Source organism: Noviherbaspirillum aridicola (assembly GCF_019656455.1).
Classification (GTDB): Bacteria; Pseudomonadota; Gammaproteobacteria; order Burkholderiales; family Burkholderiaceae_D; genus Noviherbaspirillum; species Noviherbaspirillum aridicola.
The window spans coordinates 231,966-249,893 of sequence record NZ_BPMK01000008.1 but is presented as its reverse complement, the minus strand read 5'-3'; the positions used below and the strand labels follow the sequence as shown (position 1 = coordinate 249,893).

General features: G+C 66.4%; 15 protein-coding genes and 3 tRNA genes. 10 read left to right on the top strand and 8 right to left on the bottom strand.

Annotated elements, in window-relative coordinates; genetic code table 11:
* The first annotated feature begins 7 nt into the window (after positions 1–7).
* A complete protein-coding gene (locus NCCP691_RS11015; RefSeq protein ID WP_373870352.1) occupies positions 8–127 on the top strand; it encodes a hypothetical protein in 120 nt (39 codons plus the stop codon).
* Here NCCP691_RS11015 and earP read toward each other — a convergent pair.
* The 6 genes from earP to apbC form a co-directional block, all read right to left on the bottom strand.
* Positions 124–1,284, bottom strand: coding sequence for an elongation factor P maturation arginine rhamnosyltransferase EarP (gene earP, locus NCCP691_RS11010; protein WP_220808317.1), 1,161 nt, complete (start codon positions 1,282–1,284; stop codon positions 124–126). The genes NCCP691_RS11015 and earP overlap by 4 nt on opposite strands.
* A gap of 87 nt (positions 1,285–1,371) precedes the next feature.
* A tRNA-Glu gene (locus NCCP691_RS11005) sits at positions 1,372–1,447 on the bottom strand.
* Positions 1,448–1,498: 51 nt separating this feature from the next.
* Positions 1,499–1,574, bottom strand: a tRNA-Glu gene (locus NCCP691_RS11000).
* A gap of 79 nt (positions 1,575–1,653) precedes the next feature.
* Positions 1,654–1,729 (bottom strand) — tRNA-Ala (locus NCCP691_RS10995).
* Positions 1,730–1,790: 61 nt separating this feature from the next.
* Entirely contained in the window at positions 1,791–3,185 is a 1,395-nt protein-coding gene (gene gltX / locus NCCP691_RS10990; RefSeq protein ID WP_220808316.1) for a glutamate--tRNA ligase, read from the bottom strand.
* 97 nt (positions 3,186–3,282) lie between these two features.
* Positions 3,283–4,371 carry an iron-sulfur cluster carrier protein ApbC gene (apbC, locus tag NCCP691_RS10985; RefSeq protein WP_220808315.1) on the bottom strand — a complete coding sequence of 363 codons (1,089 nt, stop codon included), beginning with the start codon at positions 4,369–4,371 and terminating at the stop codon, positions 3,283–3,285.
* Positions 4,372–4,489: 118 nt separating this feature from the next.
* Here apbC and metG point away from each other — a divergent pair, with 118 nt between their 5' ends.
* The 9 genes from metG to NCCP691_RS10940 all read left to right on the top strand — a co-directional run bounded on the left by metG (position 4,490) and on the right by NCCP691_RS10940 (position 13,597).
* Positions 4,490–6,565, top strand: a complete 2,076-nt coding sequence (gene metG, locus NCCP691_RS10980) for a methionine--tRNA ligase (protein ID WP_220808314.1) — start codon at positions 4,490–4,492, stop codon at positions 6,563–6,565.
* A 1-nt stretch (position 6,566) separates the two neighbouring features.
* Positions 6,567–7,076 carry a GNAT family N-acetyltransferase gene (locus NCCP691_RS10975; protein ID WP_220808313.1) on the top strand — a complete coding sequence of 170 codons (510 nt, stop codon included), beginning with the start codon at positions 6,567–6,569 and terminating at the stop codon, positions 7,074–7,076.
* Between the two features lie 163 nt (positions 7,077–7,239).
* On the top strand, positions 7,240–8,913 hold the full coding sequence (locus tag NCCP691_RS10970; RefSeq protein ID WP_220808312.1) for a SulP family inorganic anion transporter: 1,674 nt from the start codon (positions 7,240–7,242) through the stop codon (positions 8,911–8,913).
* A 131-nt stretch (positions 8,914–9,044) separates the two neighbouring features.
* On the top strand, positions 9,045–9,254 hold the full coding sequence (locus tag NCCP691_RS10965) for a DUF3460 family protein (protein ID WP_220808311.1): 210 nt from the start codon (positions 9,045–9,047) through the stop codon (positions 9,252–9,254).
* On the top strand, positions 9,251–10,129 hold the full coding sequence (locus tag NCCP691_RS10960; protein ID WP_220808310.1) for a segregation and condensation protein A: 879 nt from the start codon (positions 9,251–9,253) through the stop codon (positions 10,127–10,129). The genes NCCP691_RS10965 and NCCP691_RS10960 overlap by 4 nt, the downstream gene beginning before the upstream one ends.
* A 46-nt stretch (positions 10,130–10,175) precedes the next feature.
* The gene (gene panC / locus NCCP691_RS10955) at positions 10,176–11,015 is read left to right on the top strand and encodes a pantoate--beta-alanine ligase (RefSeq protein WP_220808309.1); all 840 of its coding nucleotides are present in this window, start codon (positions 10,176–10,178) and stop codon (positions 11,013–11,015) included.
* A complete protein-coding gene (locus NCCP691_RS10950; protein WP_220808308.1) occupies positions 11,015–11,896 on the top strand; it encodes a cobalamin-binding protein in 882 nt (293 codons plus the stop codon). The genes panC and NCCP691_RS10950 overlap by 1 nt, the downstream gene beginning before the upstream one ends.
* A gap of 145 nt (positions 11,897–12,041) precedes the next feature.
* Positions 12,042–12,851, top strand: coding sequence for a glycosyltransferase (locus tag NCCP691_RS10945; RefSeq protein ID WP_220808307.1), 810 nt, complete (start codon positions 12,042–12,044; stop codon positions 12,849–12,851).
* A gap of 11 nt (positions 12,852–12,862) precedes the next feature.
* Positions 12,863–13,597 (top strand): hypothetical protein, encoded by a 735-nt coding sequence (locus NCCP691_RS10940; protein ID WP_220808306.1) that lies wholly within the window; start codon positions 12,863–12,865, stop codon positions 13,595–13,597.
* Positions 13,598–13,690: 93 nt separating this feature from the next.
* On the opposite strand, the gene NCCP691_RS10935 is transcribed toward NCCP691_RS10940, so the two are convergent.
* Positions 13,691–17,608: a cobaltochelatase subunit CobN gene (locus NCCP691_RS10935; protein WP_220808305.1), complete on the bottom strand. Its 3,918-nt coding sequence runs from the start codon at positions 17,606–17,608 to the stop codon at positions 13,691–13,693.
* Positions 17,595–17,927, bottom strand: coding sequence for a DUF2149 domain-containing protein (locus NCCP691_RS10930; protein WP_220808304.1), 333 nt, complete (start codon positions 17,925–17,927; stop codon positions 17,595–17,597). Before NCCP691_RS10930 ends, NCCP691_RS10935 begins: the two co-directional genes overlap by 14 nt.
* Between the last annotated feature and the right edge of the window lies 1 nt (position 17,928).

Genomic DNA, 17,928 nt, shown 5'->3' with positions numbered 1-17,928 from the left:
CGCCGAAATGCTCCATCAGTGGAACCACCACTACAACTGGCACCGCCCGCACCAAGGTATCGGCGGCAAAGCACCAATGTCCAGACTCTCAACCAACCGAAATAACCTCTTGCAACTTCACACCTAGGCCCGTACCGGCTCCCGAAGCGTTGCGGCGAAGGCCAGCATGCCGGATGTCAGGTTGCCGAGCGCCTGCATCCGCCCGCTCCACTCGACAGCGCGCCGTTCGATTCCGGCCAGATCCGCGCGCAGCGAATCCCACGACTGCGGCCAGGCCTGCTGCGCCGTGGCGCCGTTCCATTCCAGCGAAAACGCTTCCAGCCCGTCCAGGCCCGATGCATAGCGCTGCAGGAAGGCGCGCAGCTTCTTGTGGTGCAGATTCTCGTCCTGCGGGTAGATATGCCAGACGAAAGGACGCTGCGCCCATTGGGCGCGCACGAAGGAATCCTCGCCGCGCACGAAATTCAGGTCGCAGGCCCACAGCAGGCGGTCATAGTCCGGCTGGGGCAGGAAGGGAATGACGCGCACGGTCAGCGCACCCTGCGCATGCACTGCCCCGGCGCGAGGCGTCCCGCCGAGAAATGACTGCACCGCGGCGGTGGCCACGCCTTCGGGCACGAGGCAGGTTACCGCCGTGCCGCCATCGCTCCAGGCCGCGAACAAGTCCGCCACCGGGGCATGCGGATAGCAGAACAGCGAAACCTTCATGGCCGCCATCTCGGCCGGGCTGACGCCGAGCTGCCCGAGGAAGCCTTGCATCGCGGCCGGATCGGACTGGAAACGCTGCCGCGCTTCGTCGAGGCCCGCTTCGCGCAGCAGTCCGCCCGTCTTTGCCGTAAAACCGGGAAAGAAGAAATGCTTGGTCAGCGGCAGGCGCGGATGCATCGAGGGCAAGCCGTGGCAACCTTCGACCCACTCCTCGGCAGTCAATCCTTCCAGGTTCAGCCAGACCGGACGCGGCTCGCATTGCGCCATCGCGGCGACATAGGCAGGCGGGAGTTCGCAGCCGAAGAATTCGATGACGATGTCCGGAATCTCTTCCGGCGCAAACGCGCCGTCCTGGTCGCGCCAGTGACGCACCTCGATGCCCTGCACATGCTGGGCATCGGCATCGGGCACGACGTCGGGACAAAGTCTGCGGAAGCTCTTCAGATCGTCGACCCACAGGGTCACCGCGATGCCATGCTCGCGCTGCAATTGCCGCGACAGGCGCCAGCAGATGCCGATGTCGCCGAAGTTGTCGACGACCTTGCAGAAGAGAGCGAGCGTGCGTGGGTTGCGCATGGAAAGACTGACGGAGAGCGATCGCGAAATGCTACGCGAAAAAGAAAAACGCCACGCAGACATTCATGTTCTGCGTGGCGTCTTGTTTGGCGTCCCCACGGGGATTCGAACCCCGGTTATCGCCGTGAAAGGGCGGTGTCCTAGGCCTCTAGACGATGGGGACAGAGCCTGTGCCGGAAACAAAAGCGCCACACGTTTTGCGTGGCGCCTGATCTGGCGTCCCCACGGGGATTCGAACCCCGGTTATCGCCGTGAAAGGGCGGTGTCCTAGGCCTCTAGACGATGGGGACAGTAACCTGTCAAAAACAGCCTAAACTACTTTTTTCTCTTCCGCACTCTGCATCGATGTTCACACATCGATAAGCAATTTGGTGGAGGTAAGCGGGATCGAACCGCTGACCTCTTGCATGCCATGCAAGCGCTCTCCCAGCTGAGCTATACCCCCGTTGCGAAGAGAACGAGAGTATAGCAAATGTTTTTCTGCCGTGTAAATCCTCGGAGCGAATTTATCCAAGATTTTTTTCGAGACGGGCCAGCACGGTCTCTCGGCCGAACAGTTCCAGCACCGCGTCGATCGACGGCGTCTGCAGCTGGCCGGTGACCAGCAGGCGCAGCGGCATCGCGAGCTGCGGCATCTTGAGCTTGTGCGCGGCCAGCACTTCCTTCATGGACGCCGACAGCGCCGCCTTGTTCCATTCGATGCCGCGGCACTGTCCGATGAACTGCGCCAGCGCCGGACGCACGGCCTCGGTCACATGCTGCGCCATGAGCGCCGGGTCGGGCCGGGGTTGACGATAGAACAGCATCGCCGCTTCCGAGAGTTCGTTGATGGTATTGGCGCGCTCCTTGAGCAGCGCGATCACCGGCTCCAGCGCCGGCGCGCCGTCGAACTGCGCGCCCTCCTTTTCCAGCAGTGGACGTACCAGCGCCGCGAGGCGCGCGTCGTCCGACTGGCGGATGTAGTGGTTGTTGAGCCATGCCAGTTTTTCCGGATTGAACTGGGCCGGCGACTTCGACAGGTGGTCGAGGTCGAACCACTGGATGAACTGCTCCATTGAGAAGATCTCCTCGTCGCCGTGAGACCAGCCGAGACGCGCCAGGTAATTGAGCATCGCCTCCGGCAGGAAGCCCTGCGCCGGGTACTCCATCACGCTCACCGCGCCGTGGCGCTTGGAGAGCTTCTCGCCGTCGGCGCCGAGGATCATCGGTACATGGCCGTACTCGGGCAGCGGCGCGCCGAGCGCGCGCAGGATGTTGATCTGGCGCGGCGTGTTGTTGACATGGTCGTCGCCGCGGATCACGTGGGTGATGCGCATGTCCCAGTCGTCGACCGCGACGCAGAAGTTGTAGGTGGGGGTACCGTCGGGACGGGCGATCACCAGGTCGTCGAGTTCGCGGTTGGAGATGGTGATCGTGCCCTTGACCACGTCGTTCCAGGTGACGTCGCCGTCGAGCGGGTTCTTGAAGCGCACCACCGGCCTGATGCCCTCCGGGACCGGCGGCAGCGTCTTGCCGGGCTCGGGACGCCAGGTGCCGTCGTAGCGGGGCTTCTCGCCGATGGCCCGCTGGCGCTCGCGCATCGCCTCGACTTCTTCCGGGGTGCAGTAGCAGAGATAGGCGTTGCCCGCCTCCAGCATCTGCGCCACCACCTCGCGATAGCGGTCCATCCGCTTCATCTGGTAGAACGGGCCTTCGTCGTGCTGCAGGCCGAGCCAGTTCATGCCATCGAGGATGGCCTGCACCGCTTCCGGCGTGGAGCGCTCGAGGTCGGTGTCTTCGATGCGCAGGATGAAGGTGCCGCCGAAGTGGCGGGCATAGGCCCAGGAAAACAGCGCGGTGCGGGCGCCGCCGAGGTGGAGATAGCCGGTCGGGCTGGGTGCGAAACGGGTACGGACGGTCATGGCAAAGAAAAACGGCCTTGGGGTGCCAAAGCCGTGTCGGATGAAAGATGCGCAATTCTACCCCGATGCCAGCCAAAAGCACCGGGGCGCGGGGGACTCAGTCGTTCTTGATGACGATGCTCGGGAACTTGCTGGTCATGTCCTTGGCCTTTTCCGCCACCCTGATCGCGACCTTGCGGGCGATCGCCTTGTAGATCTGGGCTTCCTTGCCGTCGGGATCGGCGACCACGGTCGGGCGGCCGCTGTCGGCCTGTTCGCGTATGGTCATCGTCAGCGGCAGCGCGCCGAGGAAGTCGACGCCGTATTCGGCGCACATCTTCTGGCCGCCGCCGTGGCCGAAGATCGATTCCTCATGGCCGCAGTTGGAGCAGATGTGGGTGCTCATGTTCTCGACCACGCCGAGGATGGGGATGTCGACCTTCTCGAACATCTTCAGGCCCTTGCGCGCGTCGAGCAGGGCGATGTCCTGCGGCGTGGTGACGATGACCGCGCCGGTGACCGGCACCTTCTGCGACAGCGTCAGCTGGATGTCGCCGGTGCCGGGCGGCATGTCGACCACCAGGTAATCCAGATCGCGCCAGTTGGTCTGCTCCAGCAATTGCTGCAGCGCCTGCACCACCATCGGGCCGCGCCACACCATCGGCTGGTCGGGGTCGATCATGAAACCGATGCTGGCCACCTGCACGCCGTGGTTCTCCAGGGGCTCCATGGTCTTGCCGTCGAGGGTTTCGGGCTGGGCGGAAATGCCGAGCATCATCGGCTGCGACGGACCGTAGATGTCGGCGTCCAGGATGCCGACCTGCGCGCCCTCGCTCGCCAGCGCCAGCGCCAGGTTGACCGCGGTGGTCGACTTGCCCACCCCGCCCTTGCCCGAGGCGACGACGATGATGTTCTTGATGTTGTTCATGACCTTGATGCCGCGCTGCACGGCATGCGCGGTGATCTTCGCGGAAATCCCGGCGCTGACGCCGCCGACGCCGGGCAGCGCGCGCACCGCGGCAACCGCGGCGCCGCGGATGCTGTCGAACTGGCTCTTGCCCGGATAGCCGAGTTCGATGTCGAAGCGGACGTCGGCGCCGTTGACCTCCAGATTCCTGATTGCCTTGGAGGAAACCAGGTCGCGGCCAGTATTCGGATCGATGACGCCGGCCAACGCCGTTTTCACGGCTTCCACAGTGATGCTCATTACTTCTCCCAAAAAAATTCCTGCAGAAGTCTATACCAAGCGGTTTGACAGCGTATGGCTCGGACAAACTCGCGCACGCTGATAAAATCCCTGTTTTATTTGGAAAAAGTACCGCCCGATGAGTACCAGCCCGCGCCGCAAGCTGTTCGTCACCACCGCCCTGCCCTATGCCAACGGGGCTTTCCATATCGGCCACATCATGGAATACATCCAGGCCGACATCTGGGTCAGGTTCCAGCGAATGCAGGGGCATGAGGTCTATTTCGTCGGCGCCGACGACGCCCACGGCACGCCGATCATGATCGCCGCCGAAAAGGCCGGCATCACCCCGCAGGAATTCGTCGCCCGCATCGCGGCCGGCCGCGCCCAGTACCTGGACGGTTTCCATATCTCGTTCGACAACTGGCATTCCACCGACTCGCCGGAAAACACCGAGCTTTCCCAGGGCATCTATCTCCGGCTGAAGGAGGCCGGCCTGATCGTGACCCGGGTGGTGGAGCGCTTCTTCGACCCGGTCAAGGGCATGTTCCTGGCCGACCGCAACATCAAGGGCGAATGCCCGAAGTGCGGCGCCAAGGACCAGTACGGCGACAACTGCGAAGTCTGCGGCGCCGCCTACGAGCCGACCGAACTGAAGAATCCCTACTCGGCGCTGTCCGGCGCCACCCCGGTGCTCAAGCCTTCCGAACAGTATTTCTTCAAGCTGTCCGACCCGCGCTGCATCGTCTTCCTGCAGGAATGGCTGCGCTCGCCCGGCCGCCTGCAGCCGGAAATGGTCAACAAGGTCAGCGAATGGCTGGGCAGCGACGGCAGCGAACTCGCGGACTGGGACATTTCCCGGGACGCGCCCTACTTCGGCATCCCGATCCCGGGCGTGGAAGGCAAGTATTTCTATGTGTGGCTGGATGCGCCGGTCGGCTATCTCGCCAGCCTCAAGAATTACTGCGGCAAGATCGACGTCGATTTCAACGCGCTGCTCAACGACCCGGCGACCGAACAGATTCACTTCATCGGCAAGGACATCGTGTCCTTCCACCTGCTGTTCTGGCCGGCGATGCTGAATTTCTCGGGCCATCCGATCATCGACAAGCTCAAGGTCAACGTCCACGGCCACCTGACGGTCAACGGCGAGAAGATGAGCAAGTCGCGCGGCACCGGCATTTCGCCGCTGCGCTACCTCGAGCTGAAGATGAATCCGGAGTGGCTGCGCTACTACATCGCGTACAAGCTCAATGCCCGCGTCGAGGATATCGACTTCAACGCCGAAGACTTCGTGGCCAAGGTCAATTCCGACCTGATCGGCAAGTACGTCAACATCGCCAGCCGCGCGGCGGGCTTCATCACCAAGCGCTTCGGCGGCCGGCTCAGCGACGAGGTGACCGGCGACGAGGCGATGAGCTGGCGCCTGCGCCTGGCCGAGCAGGAAGCCTCGGTGCGCGACGCCTACGAGACCCGCGAATACGGCAAGGCGATCCGGCAGATCATGGCGCTGGCCGACGAAGTCAACCAGTATGTCGACCAGAAGAAGCCCTGGGAACTGGCCAAGGATCCGGCCAACAACCAGGAGCTGCAGGACGTCTGTAGCAACCTGCTGCGCTCTTTCTGGTGCCTGTCGGTCTACCTGGCCCCGATCCTGCCGGCGCTGTCGCGCAAGGTCGCGACCCTGTTCGGCCTGGAGCGCGATCTGACCTGGTCCGACCTGCAGCAGTCGCCGTCCGCGATCGGCACCTTCGAGCACCTGATGCAGCGCGTCGATCCGAAGATGCTGGAGGCGCTGTTCGAGGGACCGGAGCCGGCGGCCCAGGCAGCGTCGGCGGCGGCGACGGCGGCGGCCGGCATCGAACCGATCGACGCCGAGATCAGGATCGACGATTTCGCCAAGGTCGACCTGCGCATAGCGAAGATCGTCAACTGCGAGCACGTGGAAGGCTCGGACAAGCTGCTGCGCCTGACGCTGGACGTGGGCGAAGGCCGCATGCGCAACGTCTTCTCGGGCATCAAGTCGGCCTACAAGCCGGAAGACCTGGTCGGCAAGCTGACGGTGATGGTCGCCAACCTGGCGCCGCGCAAGATGAAGTTCGGCGTGTCCGAAGGCATGGTGCTGGCCGCCTCCGCCGCCGATGAAAAGTCGAATCCGGGCATCTACGTGCTCAATCCCTGGCCGGGCGCCGAGCCCGGCATGCGGGTGCGCTGACATGGACGGCGACAGTAGCGGGCGGCAGGCCCCCTCCCTCGCCATCGTGGTCCGCGAAGCGGGCTTCGACGATGCCCAGTGCATCGCCGACCTGACCCGCGCCTGCTGGGCCGGCAAAGTCGCCGTCACCTCCTCCGGGCACCGCGAAACCGCGGTCCGCGTCCTGCAGGACCTGCAGGACGGCGGAGGCTTCATTCTGCTCAACGACGAGTCGCCGATCGGCTCGGTCCGCTGGCTGCCCCTCGACAGCGAGCCCGACGTCTGGGAAATCCTGCGCATGGGCGTGCTACCGCAATACCGCGGCCAGCACCTGTCCGAACATCTGCTCGAAGCCGTGATCCACCAGGCGCTGCTGTGCGACGTGAAGGAGTTGCGGCTGGCGGTGCGCGCCGACCAGGACAGGCTGCTCGACCTGTACGCGGCGCATGGCTTCGAACTGGCGCCCGAACTCGAATACTCCCACGCCAATCCGCTGGAGCCGCCGCCGTCGGTGATGCGCCGGATGCTCTGAGCCTGCCGGTGCGGGCGGGCATCCCTGCCTGCGGCGCCGGCGGCGGACCTCCGCATCGCCTCTCCTGACCTGGCCTCGTGCCCGGGCCAGGCGCGCGCCACTGGCTTCATTTCGCGCAGCGGCGCACAATACCCGCAATAACAACAACCGGGGAGATGTCCGCATGCCCAAGCTGCCCGTCGCACGCTTTCGCCCGATGCTGTTCGACGCCCTGCGCGGCTATGACCGCACCCGCTTTGCCGCGGACCTCGGTGCCGGACTCACCGTGGGCATCGTCGCCCTGCCGCTGGCGATGGCGTTCGCGATCGCTTCCGGCGCCAAGCCCGAGGCCGGCCTCTTCACCGCGATCATCGCCGGCTTCCTGGTCTCCGTGCTGGGCGGCACCCGGGTGCAGATCGCCGGACCGGCGGGCGCCTTCATCGTGATCGTCTACGGCATCATCGAGCGCTACGGCTTCGCCAATCTGCTGATCTCGACCATCTGCGCCGGCGTGCTGCTGTTCGCGCTCGGCCTGTTCCGGCTGGGCAGCCTGATCCGGCTGATCCCGGTGCCGATCGTGATCGGCTTCACCAACGGCATCGCGGTGCTGATCGCGCTGTCCCAGGTGAAGGATTTCTTCGGGCTGCGCATCGACAGGCTGCCCGGCGATTTCTTCGCCCAGATGCACGTGCTCGGACAGGCCGCGCATACCGTGAATCCGGCCGCGCTGGCGGTCGGCCTGGCCTCGCTGCTGGTGCTGTTCGGCTGGCCGCAGCTGTTCCGCAGCGACCGCGATCCCGCCGCCCTGCCGCGCGCGCTCCGCTGGATGCGGGTCTTGCCCGGCCCGATCGTGGTGCTGGTGCTGGCCACGCTCGCGGCCGGCCTGCTGGACCTGCCGGTGGATACGATCGCGAGCCGCTTCGGCAGCATTCCCCAGGGCCTGCCGGATTTCCGGCTGCCGGAGTTCAGCTGGCAGCTGGTCAAGCAGCTGGTGGCGCCGACCCTGACCATCGCGCTGCTGGGCGCGATCGAGTCGCTGCTGTGCGCGCGCGTGGCCGACAAGCTCGCGCGGCAGCGCCACGATCCGAACCAGGAGCTGATGGCGCAGGGCGTGGCCAACGTCGTGGCGCCCTTCTTCGGCGGCCTGCCGGCCACCGGCACCATCGCCCGCACCGTCACCAATATCCGCAGCGGCGCCAGTTCGCCGGTCGCGGGCATGGTGCACGCGGGGACGCTGCTGGCCATCGTGCTCGCGGCCGCGCCGCTGGCCGGCGGCATTCCGCTGGCGGCGCTGGCGGCCATCCTGCTGCACGTGGCCTACAACATGGGCGAATGGCACGAGTTCCGCCGGCTGCTCCGGTTCTCCGTCAACTACCGCATCCTGGTGCTGGCCACCTTCGCACTGACCATCGTGTTCGACCTGTCGGTCGCGGTGGAAGTCGGCCTGGTGCTGGCCTGCCTGTTCTTCATCTACCGGATTTCCAGCCTCACGCGCATCGAGCCGCTCGACGCCGCCGCCCTGCCGCTGCCGCCGGCCCCGGGAGTGGCGGTGTATTCGCTGTTCGGCTCGCTGTTCTTCGGCGCAGTGGGCAAGCTGGAAGCGCTGGCCGAACCCGAGCGTCTTCCGCACCGGGCGCTGGTGCTCAGGCTCGACCAGCTGATCAACATGGACACGACCGGCCTCGAGGCGCTGGACGACCTGCGCCATGCGCTGGCCGCCCGCGGCTCCCGCCTGGTCCTGTGCGGGGTGGGCGGCCAGCCGCTGTCGCTGATGCAGCGTACCGGCTTCCTCGACCGGCTGGGGACGGAGAACCGCGCCGACGACCTGGCGCAGGCGCTGGCGCTCGCCAACCGCTGAGCGAACCGGCGGCCATGAGACTTGTCTGAAGATCAAGTCCGGCCTGTGGCGGACGACGCATTCCCTTGGGGAAGAGCCGTGGAACTCAAGGTAGAATACTGCCTGCTTTTTCCTTTGCGACTCCTGACACCATGAAATTCAGCAAGCACAACTCGCATTACGAGTCCGACATCACGCGGTTCCTGAAGGATCTGAAGCAGAAGGACCCGGCGCTGGAAGAGAAGCAGCGGACCGGCCGCGCGATTTTCTGGGACAAGTCGCCGATCAACCTGGATGAGCGCAAGCGCGCGGAAGAATCCCGCGTCAGGCAGCAGCCCTACGTCTACCAGACCAAGGGATGAGCGGCCAGCAGGAGGCGCTGCTGCCGCACCTGGCGGCCGACGCGCCCGAGCTTGCGCTGTCGCAGCAGCCGGACTCGACCCCCGACGTGGTGGACGGCATGGCCTACGCGAAGCTCTACGGCGAGCCGCTGTTCAAGCTCCCGAACGACCTCTACATCCCGCCGGACGCGCTGGAGATCTTCCTGGAGGCGTTCGAGGGCCCGCTCGACCTGCTGCTCTACCTGATCCGCAAGCAGAATTTCAACATCCTCGACATCCCGATGGCACAGGTGACGCGCCAGTACCTGGAGTACGTCGACCAGATCCGCGTGCGCAACCTGGAGCTGGCCGCCGAGTACCTGCTGATGGCGGCGATGCTCATCGAGATCAAGTCGCGCATGCTGCTGCCGGTGAAGAAGGCCGACACTGGCGAGGAGGCGGAAGACCCGCGCGCCGAACTGGTGCGCCGCCTGCTGGAGTATGAGCAGATCAAGGTGGCGGCACAGCAGCTCGACACGATTCCCCAGCTCGGCCGCGACTATGTGCGCGCGCAGGTGCTGGTCGAGCAGACCGTGGTCACCCGCTGGCCCGACGTCAACATCGGCGAGCTGCAGTCGATCTGGGCCGACATCATGAAGCGGGCCAGGCTGACGCAGCATCACACCATCACGCGGGAAGAGCTGTCGGTGCGCGAGCACATGACCGGCATCCTGCGGCGCCTGCAGTCGGCGCGCTTCGTGGAGTTCGCCGACCTGTTCGATCCCTCGCGCGGGGTGCCGGTGGTCGTGGTGAATTTCATCGCGCTGCTGGAGCTGGCCAAGGAAACCCTGATCGAGATCACGCAGGCCGAAGCCTTCGCGCCGATCTATGTCCGGCTCGCGTATTCTCCGAGCTGACCCATCTTCCCACCCGCCTCGCGCGGGATCATTTCCCAGGCATGCCATGAAAATCATCACTTCGATCGAAGAATTGCGCGACCAGCTGCGCGGCCAGCTGCGGACGGCTTTCGTGCCGACCATGGGCAATCTGCATGAAGGCCACCTGTCGCTGATGCGCCTGGCGCGCCGGCACGGCGACCCGGTGGTGGCGTCGATCTTCGTCAATCGCCTGCAGTTCGGGCCGAACGAGGATTTCGACAAGTATCCGCGCACGCTCCAGGCGGATGTGGAAAAGCTGGAAAAGGAAGGCGTGTACGTGCTGTTCGCGCCGACCGAGAAGGAGCTGTATCCGGAGCCGCAGGAATACCGGGTGCGTCCGCCCGACGACCTGGGCAACATCCTCGAGGGCGAATTCCGTCCCGGTTTCTTCACCGGCGTGACCACGGTGGTGCTCAAGCTGTTCTCCTGCGTGCAGCCCAGGGTGGCGGTATTCGGCAAGAAGGACTACCAGCAGCTGATGATCGTGCGGAACATGGCCAAGCAGTTCGCGCTGCCGACCGAGATCATCGCCGCCGAGACCTGGCGCGCCGAGGACGGGCTGGCGCTGTCGTCCCGTAATTCCTATCTCAGCGAGCAGGAACGCGCGGAGGCGCCGCAGCTGTACAGGCTGCTCAACGACGTCGCCGACGAAGTGCGCGGCGGCCACCTCGACGTGTTCGAACTCGAACGCAAGGCCATGGCCCGCCTGGCCGGGCGCGGCTGGAAGCCCGACTACATCTCCATCCGCAAGCGCGCCGACCTGCAGCCGCCGTCGGCCGGCGACCTCGCCAACGGCGAACCGCTGGTGGTGGTGGCCGCCGCCAGACTCGGCAACACCCGCCTGATCGACAACCTCGAGATCTGATGAGGCCGCGCGGGCTGGCCTGCGCCGTCTGCACCGTGCTCATGCTGCTGCCGCCGGCCTCGGTCGCGGCAGTCAGCGCCACGGACGATACCGGCCAGACTATTACCCTGCCCGCGCCGGCGCGGCGCATCGTCAGCCTGGCGCCGCATGCGACCGAACTCCTGTTTGCGGCCGGCGCCGGCAATGCGGTCGTCGGCGTCACCGAATTCAGCGACTACCCGGAGCAGGCCAGGCGCGTTCCCTCCGTCGGAAACGGACAGACACTCGACCTGGAGCGCATCGTCGCGCTCAAGCCCGACCTGGTGGTCGGCTGGCATACCGGCCTCGCGTCCGGCCAGCTGGCGCGGCTGGAAGCCGTAGGTATCCGCGTATTCCGCAGCGCGCCGTCAGACTTCGCCGCCATCGCCGCTTCCCTGGAGGGGCTCGGCCGCCTCGCCGGACATGAAGGCGCGGGCACGACGGCCGCCGCCGACTTTCGCAAGCGGCTCACGATCCTCCAGGAACGCTACCGGGATCGGCGCCGGGTCAGCGTTTTCTACCAGATCTGGCGCTCGCCGCTGATGACACTCAACGGCAAGCACATGGTTTCGTCGGCCCTGCGCCTGTGTGGTGCCGAAAACGTCTTCGCGGACCTGCCGCAGCTGGCGCCAACCGTCAGCGAGGAGGCGGTGGTCAGGGCCGACCCGGAAGCGATCATCGCGAGTACCGGCGAGCAGGACCACGTGCTGGCGGGCTGGAAGCGTTTTTCCGGCATGCGCGCGGTCCGGCGCGGCAACCTGCTGACCGTGGACGGCGGACTGCTGAACCGCGCCGGCCCCCGCGTGCTGGACGGGACCGAGGAACTCTGCCGGCTGCTGGACGAGGTGCGCGCCCGGCGCTAGCCGGCGGCGCCGCGCCTCACATGGAACCGGCGCGCAAACCTGAGCCACCCAACTTCAGGGCGGGACAGCAACGGACGAGCCCCCGCTTCGCAGCACTGATATCCGGTGCCGCCAGCCTGGCGAAGCGCCAGAAACAGGGGGTCAAATGGAGGCAAAACCGATCGGCGTCGTCGTGCCTTACTTCCGGGCTCCGGAGCAACTGGAGCGTTGCCTCAGGAGCCTCGAGCAGCAGGAAAGCGTGAGGACGGATGTATTCGTGCGCGACAACTCGCACGACAACATCCTGTACACGAAAGCCATCAACGAGGGCTTGCGCCGCTTCTGCTTCAACGGCTCGCACGACTATGTCCTGATCCTGACCCAGGATGCCTGGCTGTTCCCCGATTGCCTGCGCACGCTTGTTGACGTCATCGAATCCGATCCGAGGATAGGGATCGCCGCGCCGATCCAGACCACCGAGAGCGGCGAGGCGACATGGTTCGGCTCGCTGCAGGCCTATCCCTGGGGCCACCATGCGGGCGGCAACGCGAAGGACACACCTGATCCTTTCGACACCTATTGGGCCAACGGCGCCTGTCTGCTGATACGTACCGCGATGGTGCATGAGATCGGCATGCTCGACGAGAACATGCGCTTCGTCTGCTCCGACAGCGACTATTCATTCACCGCGAGGTCCAGAGGCTGGAGGGTCGTCGCCGTCCCGCGCGCCCGGGTGGTTCACAGCCTGCACACCAGCGGGGGCAAGACCGAGAAACCGGCGTGGCTGAGCAAAAGGATATGGGAAGACCAGCTCTATTTCGCACGCAAGTGGCTCTCGGGTGATGTGTACAGGCAGCTCGCCTATGAGGGCGACATCCTGACGCATGAGTTCGTTCAGCAGGAGGTCGCCAGATCGATGTCCGCCGTCGAGGAGTGGCGAACGCATGCGCGCGTCGAAAGCGCCGAGCGGAAATGACGGGGGCGGTCATGGATACTGACGGGATTCAGACAGGCAGCTTCATTTTCTGCACCTCGTACATTGTCGACAGCGCCGATTCACAGGAGCGTTATCGGAAATGGCTCGCCTACTATGACGAAATGAAGCCACGTTTCGGCGCCGCGCGTATTTTTCTGATCGATGACGGCTCCGCGCTGAAGAACATCCCGGGCGCCCTATCGGTCGTTGACGCAGATCAGCGGCTGCCTGCCCGCTTGCCGGACGGGCCGGTCATGTTCCGCTTTGACCAACACTACGGCCGCAAATCGATTTCCGTTTACCCGGGCTGGTGGCGGAGTTTCAGCTTTGCCGCCAGGATTGCCGCGCGCTACGGATACCGTAAGGCGATCCACTGCGAGTCGGATGCTTATGTCATCAGTGAGCGCATGATGAACTTCATGGCAGGACTGGACGACGGCTGGACCACCTTCTGGTGCCAGCGCTGGGGATTCCCTGAAACTGCGCTGCAGGTCATCGCCGGCCCCCAGCTGTCAACGCTGGAGGCGTTTCACGACCTGGGTGAGGATTTCTGGTTCACGGATCTGGGTAATGCGGGATTCGCGGAACACATCCTGCCCTTCACCCAGGTCATCAAGAACTTCGTCGGGGACCGCTACGGCGAATGTATGGAGGACTATCCGGACGACGTCGATTTCGTCTGCCAGGCAGTACCGTCCATGCAGTTCCAGAATCGGGGCAGGCGGGTGGTGAAAACTGCGGACTGAGGCGGAGACGGTGGCCGGTATTCACTGCCCGCTCCAGCGCACCCGCTCCTGCCACGACCCGGTATCCTCCGCCACGGCGCCACCCGGCCGCGCTCAGACGCGCCGCCGCCAGTAGCCGAAACCGACCAGCAGCGCCGCCAGCAGCAGCAAGGCCAGCGCGCCGATTGTCTTCTGCTGCGGCGACATCTGCGTGACGGTCTGCATTTCGAAGCCTGATACCGCATCCGGCTGCGGCGTCGCCTGCGATGGCGCGGCTTGCGGGGTCTGCGGGCTGCGCGGGGTTTGCGGCGCCTGGGCCGACGGCGGTGCGGCTTCCCGGCCGCCGGCATCCGCGACGGGCGCACCCGCGGCATCCGGCGAAGGCGCCCCCGTCTGCGACGGCGGCACAGTCTGGCGCAGGCTGGCGCGGCTGCAGGATTCGGCGGCGCAGGCCGCGCCCGCTTCCCGGATCGCGCGCGCGTTTTCCCGCTCCAGCCGCTGGCGCACCGCGTCCGGCGGCGTCCAGTACCCGCGCTCGATCGCGGTCAGCATGCGGTCGGTGATCGCCTGCCAGGCGCGCAGATTGTTCGCCTCCGCAAAGCGTTCGCGCACCCGCAGTCCGTGGCGGTCGGCCACATAGGTGTCGTACATGCGCTGCCACTTGCCGGCATCCACCGCCTCCGGCACGGTCACCTGCCACGCCCAGAGATAGTCGACCACGCGGTTGATGAAGCGCGCGCCCGCATAGCCTTCCCTGAGCATGCTGTCGGCCCAGCGCGGATTGAGATAGCGGCTTTGCAGCTCCTGCCCCATGTAGCTGTCCAGGCTCGCATGCCGCGGCCGTTTCGGATTCGACAGGTCGGTGACGGTCACCTCGGGCGTCTTGCCGTCGACGCTGCGTACGGCGAGCGCGACGCCGCCGAGGTACTGGAAGAAGTCGTCGTTGTCGAGCGTGGCGAACAGGTTGCTCGAGCGGCTGTGCAGGGCGATGCGGCTGCCGGAGAGCGCGCTGCGGAAAAGCGCCTCGCGCAGGTTTTCCCTGCCCGCCTGCCCGAGTTCGTCGCCCCATCGGCCGGCGCCGAAGGGATGGCTCATGCGGCGGATGAAGACCTCGGCCACCTGGCGTTCGTCCTGCCATGCATTGCTGAGGGGGATCAGCTTTTCGATATTGGTGCCGTAGGCGCCGGAGGGCAGTCCGAACACGCGGGTGGCCGCCAGCTGCTCCGCTTCGTCCTGCGGCATGCCGCGCCCGCGCAGCATGGCGGCGGTGCGCGCGCTGTGCGCCCGCATCGGATTGTCGGCCTCATCCTCGCGCTGGGCCAGCCGCGCCGCCTCGTCGAGCAGCTGCAGCAGATTGGGGAACAGGTCGCGGAACAGGCCGGACGACACCATGGTGACGTCCACGCGGGGCCGGCCGAGCTGCGCGCGCGGGATGACCTCGATCCCGGCGACCCGGCCGCGCTCGTCCCAGCGGGGGCGCACGCCGAGCAGCGCCAGCACCTGGGCTTCCATGATGCCTTCGTGGCGCGAGGTTTCCACGCCCCAGAGATTGACGGTCAGCCTGTCCGGCCACTGGCCGTGGCGCGCCCGGTAGTCGTCGACCAGCTGGCGGGCCAGCTTCGCGCCCTCGTCATAGGTGGCGCGGGCCGGGATGCGGGCCGGATCGAGGCCGTAGAAATTGCGGCCGGTCGGCAGTGCGGCCGGATTGCGCAGCAGGTCGGCGCTTGGCCCGGCGGGAATGTAGCGGCCTTCGAGCGCCTGCATCAGCCGGTCGAGTTCGAGCGCGGCGCTGTGCTCGATTTCCTGCTCCAGCTGGCGCGCGCGCTCGTCGCGCCGTGCCGCGGTGAGCGTGTTGTCGAGGCTGGCGATGGCGCGCGCGGTGGACTGCCGCAGCTCGGGCGCCGGCGCCACGCCGAAAGTATGCAGGCCGAACGGCGTGAGCTTGCCCGCCACCGTGTCGAGATAGGCTTCGAGCGCCTCGAGATCGGCCTCCCCGGCAAGCCTCTTCCTGCCCATGTCCTTGAGCACCCCGCTCCTCGAAGCCACCGCATTGAGTTCCTTGAGCCGTGAGCGCGCCAGCAGCGGGCTCTTCTGCTCCGCCACCCGGTAGTCGTTGAGCAGCGCGAGCAGTTCGCGCAGGTCGGGATTGAGGCCGGCGACGTCGAACGGCGGCGTCATGTGGTCGATGATGGTGGCCATGCCGCGCCGCTTGGCCTGCAGGCCTTCGCCGACATCGTCCATCACATAGGGATAGAGGTTGGGCAGCGCGCCGATCAGGGCCTCGGTGGGATCGCTCTCGTCCAGCCCGGCTTCCTTGCCGCTCAGCCATTCCTGCGTGCCGTGGGTGCCGAGGTGGATCAGGCCGTGCGCCTGGAAGCCATGCTGCAGCCAGAGGTAAAAGGCCATGTATTCATGGCTGGGCGGCAGGGTCACGTCGTTGTGCAGTTTTTCGAGATGCTGTTCCCATGCGCGCGCGGGCTGGGGCGCGAGCAGCAGATTGCCGTAGCGGCGCGCGGGAAAGACGAACTGCGCCTCGCCCCGGCCGTCGCGCCACAGGGTCGGCGCCTGCTGCGGACTGCCCCAGGCCTTTTCCACCGCGCGCCGCAGTTCGGCCGGCAGGCGCGCATACCAGCGCAGATAGTCGGCCAGCGGCACCAGCTGCGCCTCCCCGCTCTCCGCCAGCTTCGCCATGGAACGCGCATGGTCGCGCGCGCCCTTGGATGGATAATTGCCCCAGCGCTGGATGTCCTGCTGCAGCGTCTGGCGGTCGGCCGGCAGCATGCGCAGGGCCTGGCTGTCGAAATAGGCTTCGTTGCGCATGCGCTGCAGCACCTGCCACATGCTCTCGGGAAGCACGTTCAGATAGGCCGCGCCGATGGTCTCGGCGCCGTGCGGATAGTTGTAGTACAGCAGCGCGACGCGCTTGTCGGCATTGGCCGTGCGGCGCAGCGCCAGCCAGGCGTCGACGCGCTCGCGCAGCCGCTGCACGCGCTCCGCGATCGGCTGCTCTTCGATGTAGGCGAGTCCGGTCGCGGCATCGCTCACGCGCTCGCGGCTCGCCACCACCGTCGGCTGCACCAGGCCGGCCAGTTCCGCGCCGGCCATCTGCCAAGTGCGCTCGATGATGTCGAGGCCGGTCTTCGACGCGCGCCACTGTTGCGCGGATTGCTGGCTGAGCGTGATCGCGTTGATCGCCGGCACGCCGATCTTCTCGAGCATGGCGCCGGTGGCGGCGGTGCCGCCGACCTTCATGCCGAGCGCGACGATCAGGTCCACGCGCGGCCGCCCGCCGTCGTCGAGAAAATGCCGCAGCGGTGCTTCATAGGGATAGCCGAAGACGGGCAGCACGTTGTAGCCCGCCTTTTCCAGGCTGTCTGCGATGGCGGCCAGCGGCAGGGTCTGGCCGGCGGCGAGGCTGGCGCGGTAGAACGGAATGCCGACCCAGGGCGCGCCGGGACGATGCCCGGCATAGTCGCGCAGGTAGTCGTCGAAGCGCGCCGCCACCCGGCCGCTGCGGATGTCGTAGATGCCGTCGGCCGGCAGGACGCGCACCGGCTCCGGCGCGACCGCGGCGCCGAAACGGGTCTGCAGCAGCAGGCGCAACAGGCTGGCGAGGTTGTCGCTGCCGCCGGCGCGGTAATAGGCGTTGAGCGCGGCGTCCTCGCGCACGCCCGCCTGCCGCAGGCGCTCGTCGGGCGTGCCGCCGACCGCGAATACCGGGCGCTGGCGTTCCTGCAGCGCGCGCAGTTCGGCGGCGAGGCCGTCGGCGAGCTGGCGTCCGAGCACGTCGAGCACGACCGCGTCGGCCGATGCGAGCAGCGCGCGGTCGGCGCCGTCGATGCGGTTGACCGGCAGCACCCGCACCGTGACCGCCGCCTGCCGCAGTTCCTGCTGCAGCGCGCGCACCGCCAGCACCGCCGGCCGCGACTCGACATCTCCAACGACCAGCGCGATCACGCGGTCCGCCGCCTGCGCGCCGCTCAGCAGGCCGAACCACAGCCACAGCAGCGCGATCCATTTATTCCGGCACATAGACGACCTTTCCGTCGGGGAGCTGGTAGGCGGTGCCGAGGCGCTTGCCGGCGCCGGACAGCGGCTGGTCGCTGACCCGGCTGACCTTGATCTCCGGGCCTTTCTTGGTAATGACCTCGACCTTGCCGTCGGCGCCCTTCTTCGCGATGGTGACTTCGGAAGCGGGATCGAGCAGGTCGAGCATGTTCCAGGCGCTGAACAGCGCGATCATCATGGCGGCGATGAAAGCGATGCTGGCATCGAACAGGTTGGCCACGCCGGACAGCGGATCCTCGGGCTGGCCCGCTTCGCCGTAGCGGCGTTTTTTCATGAATCGCATG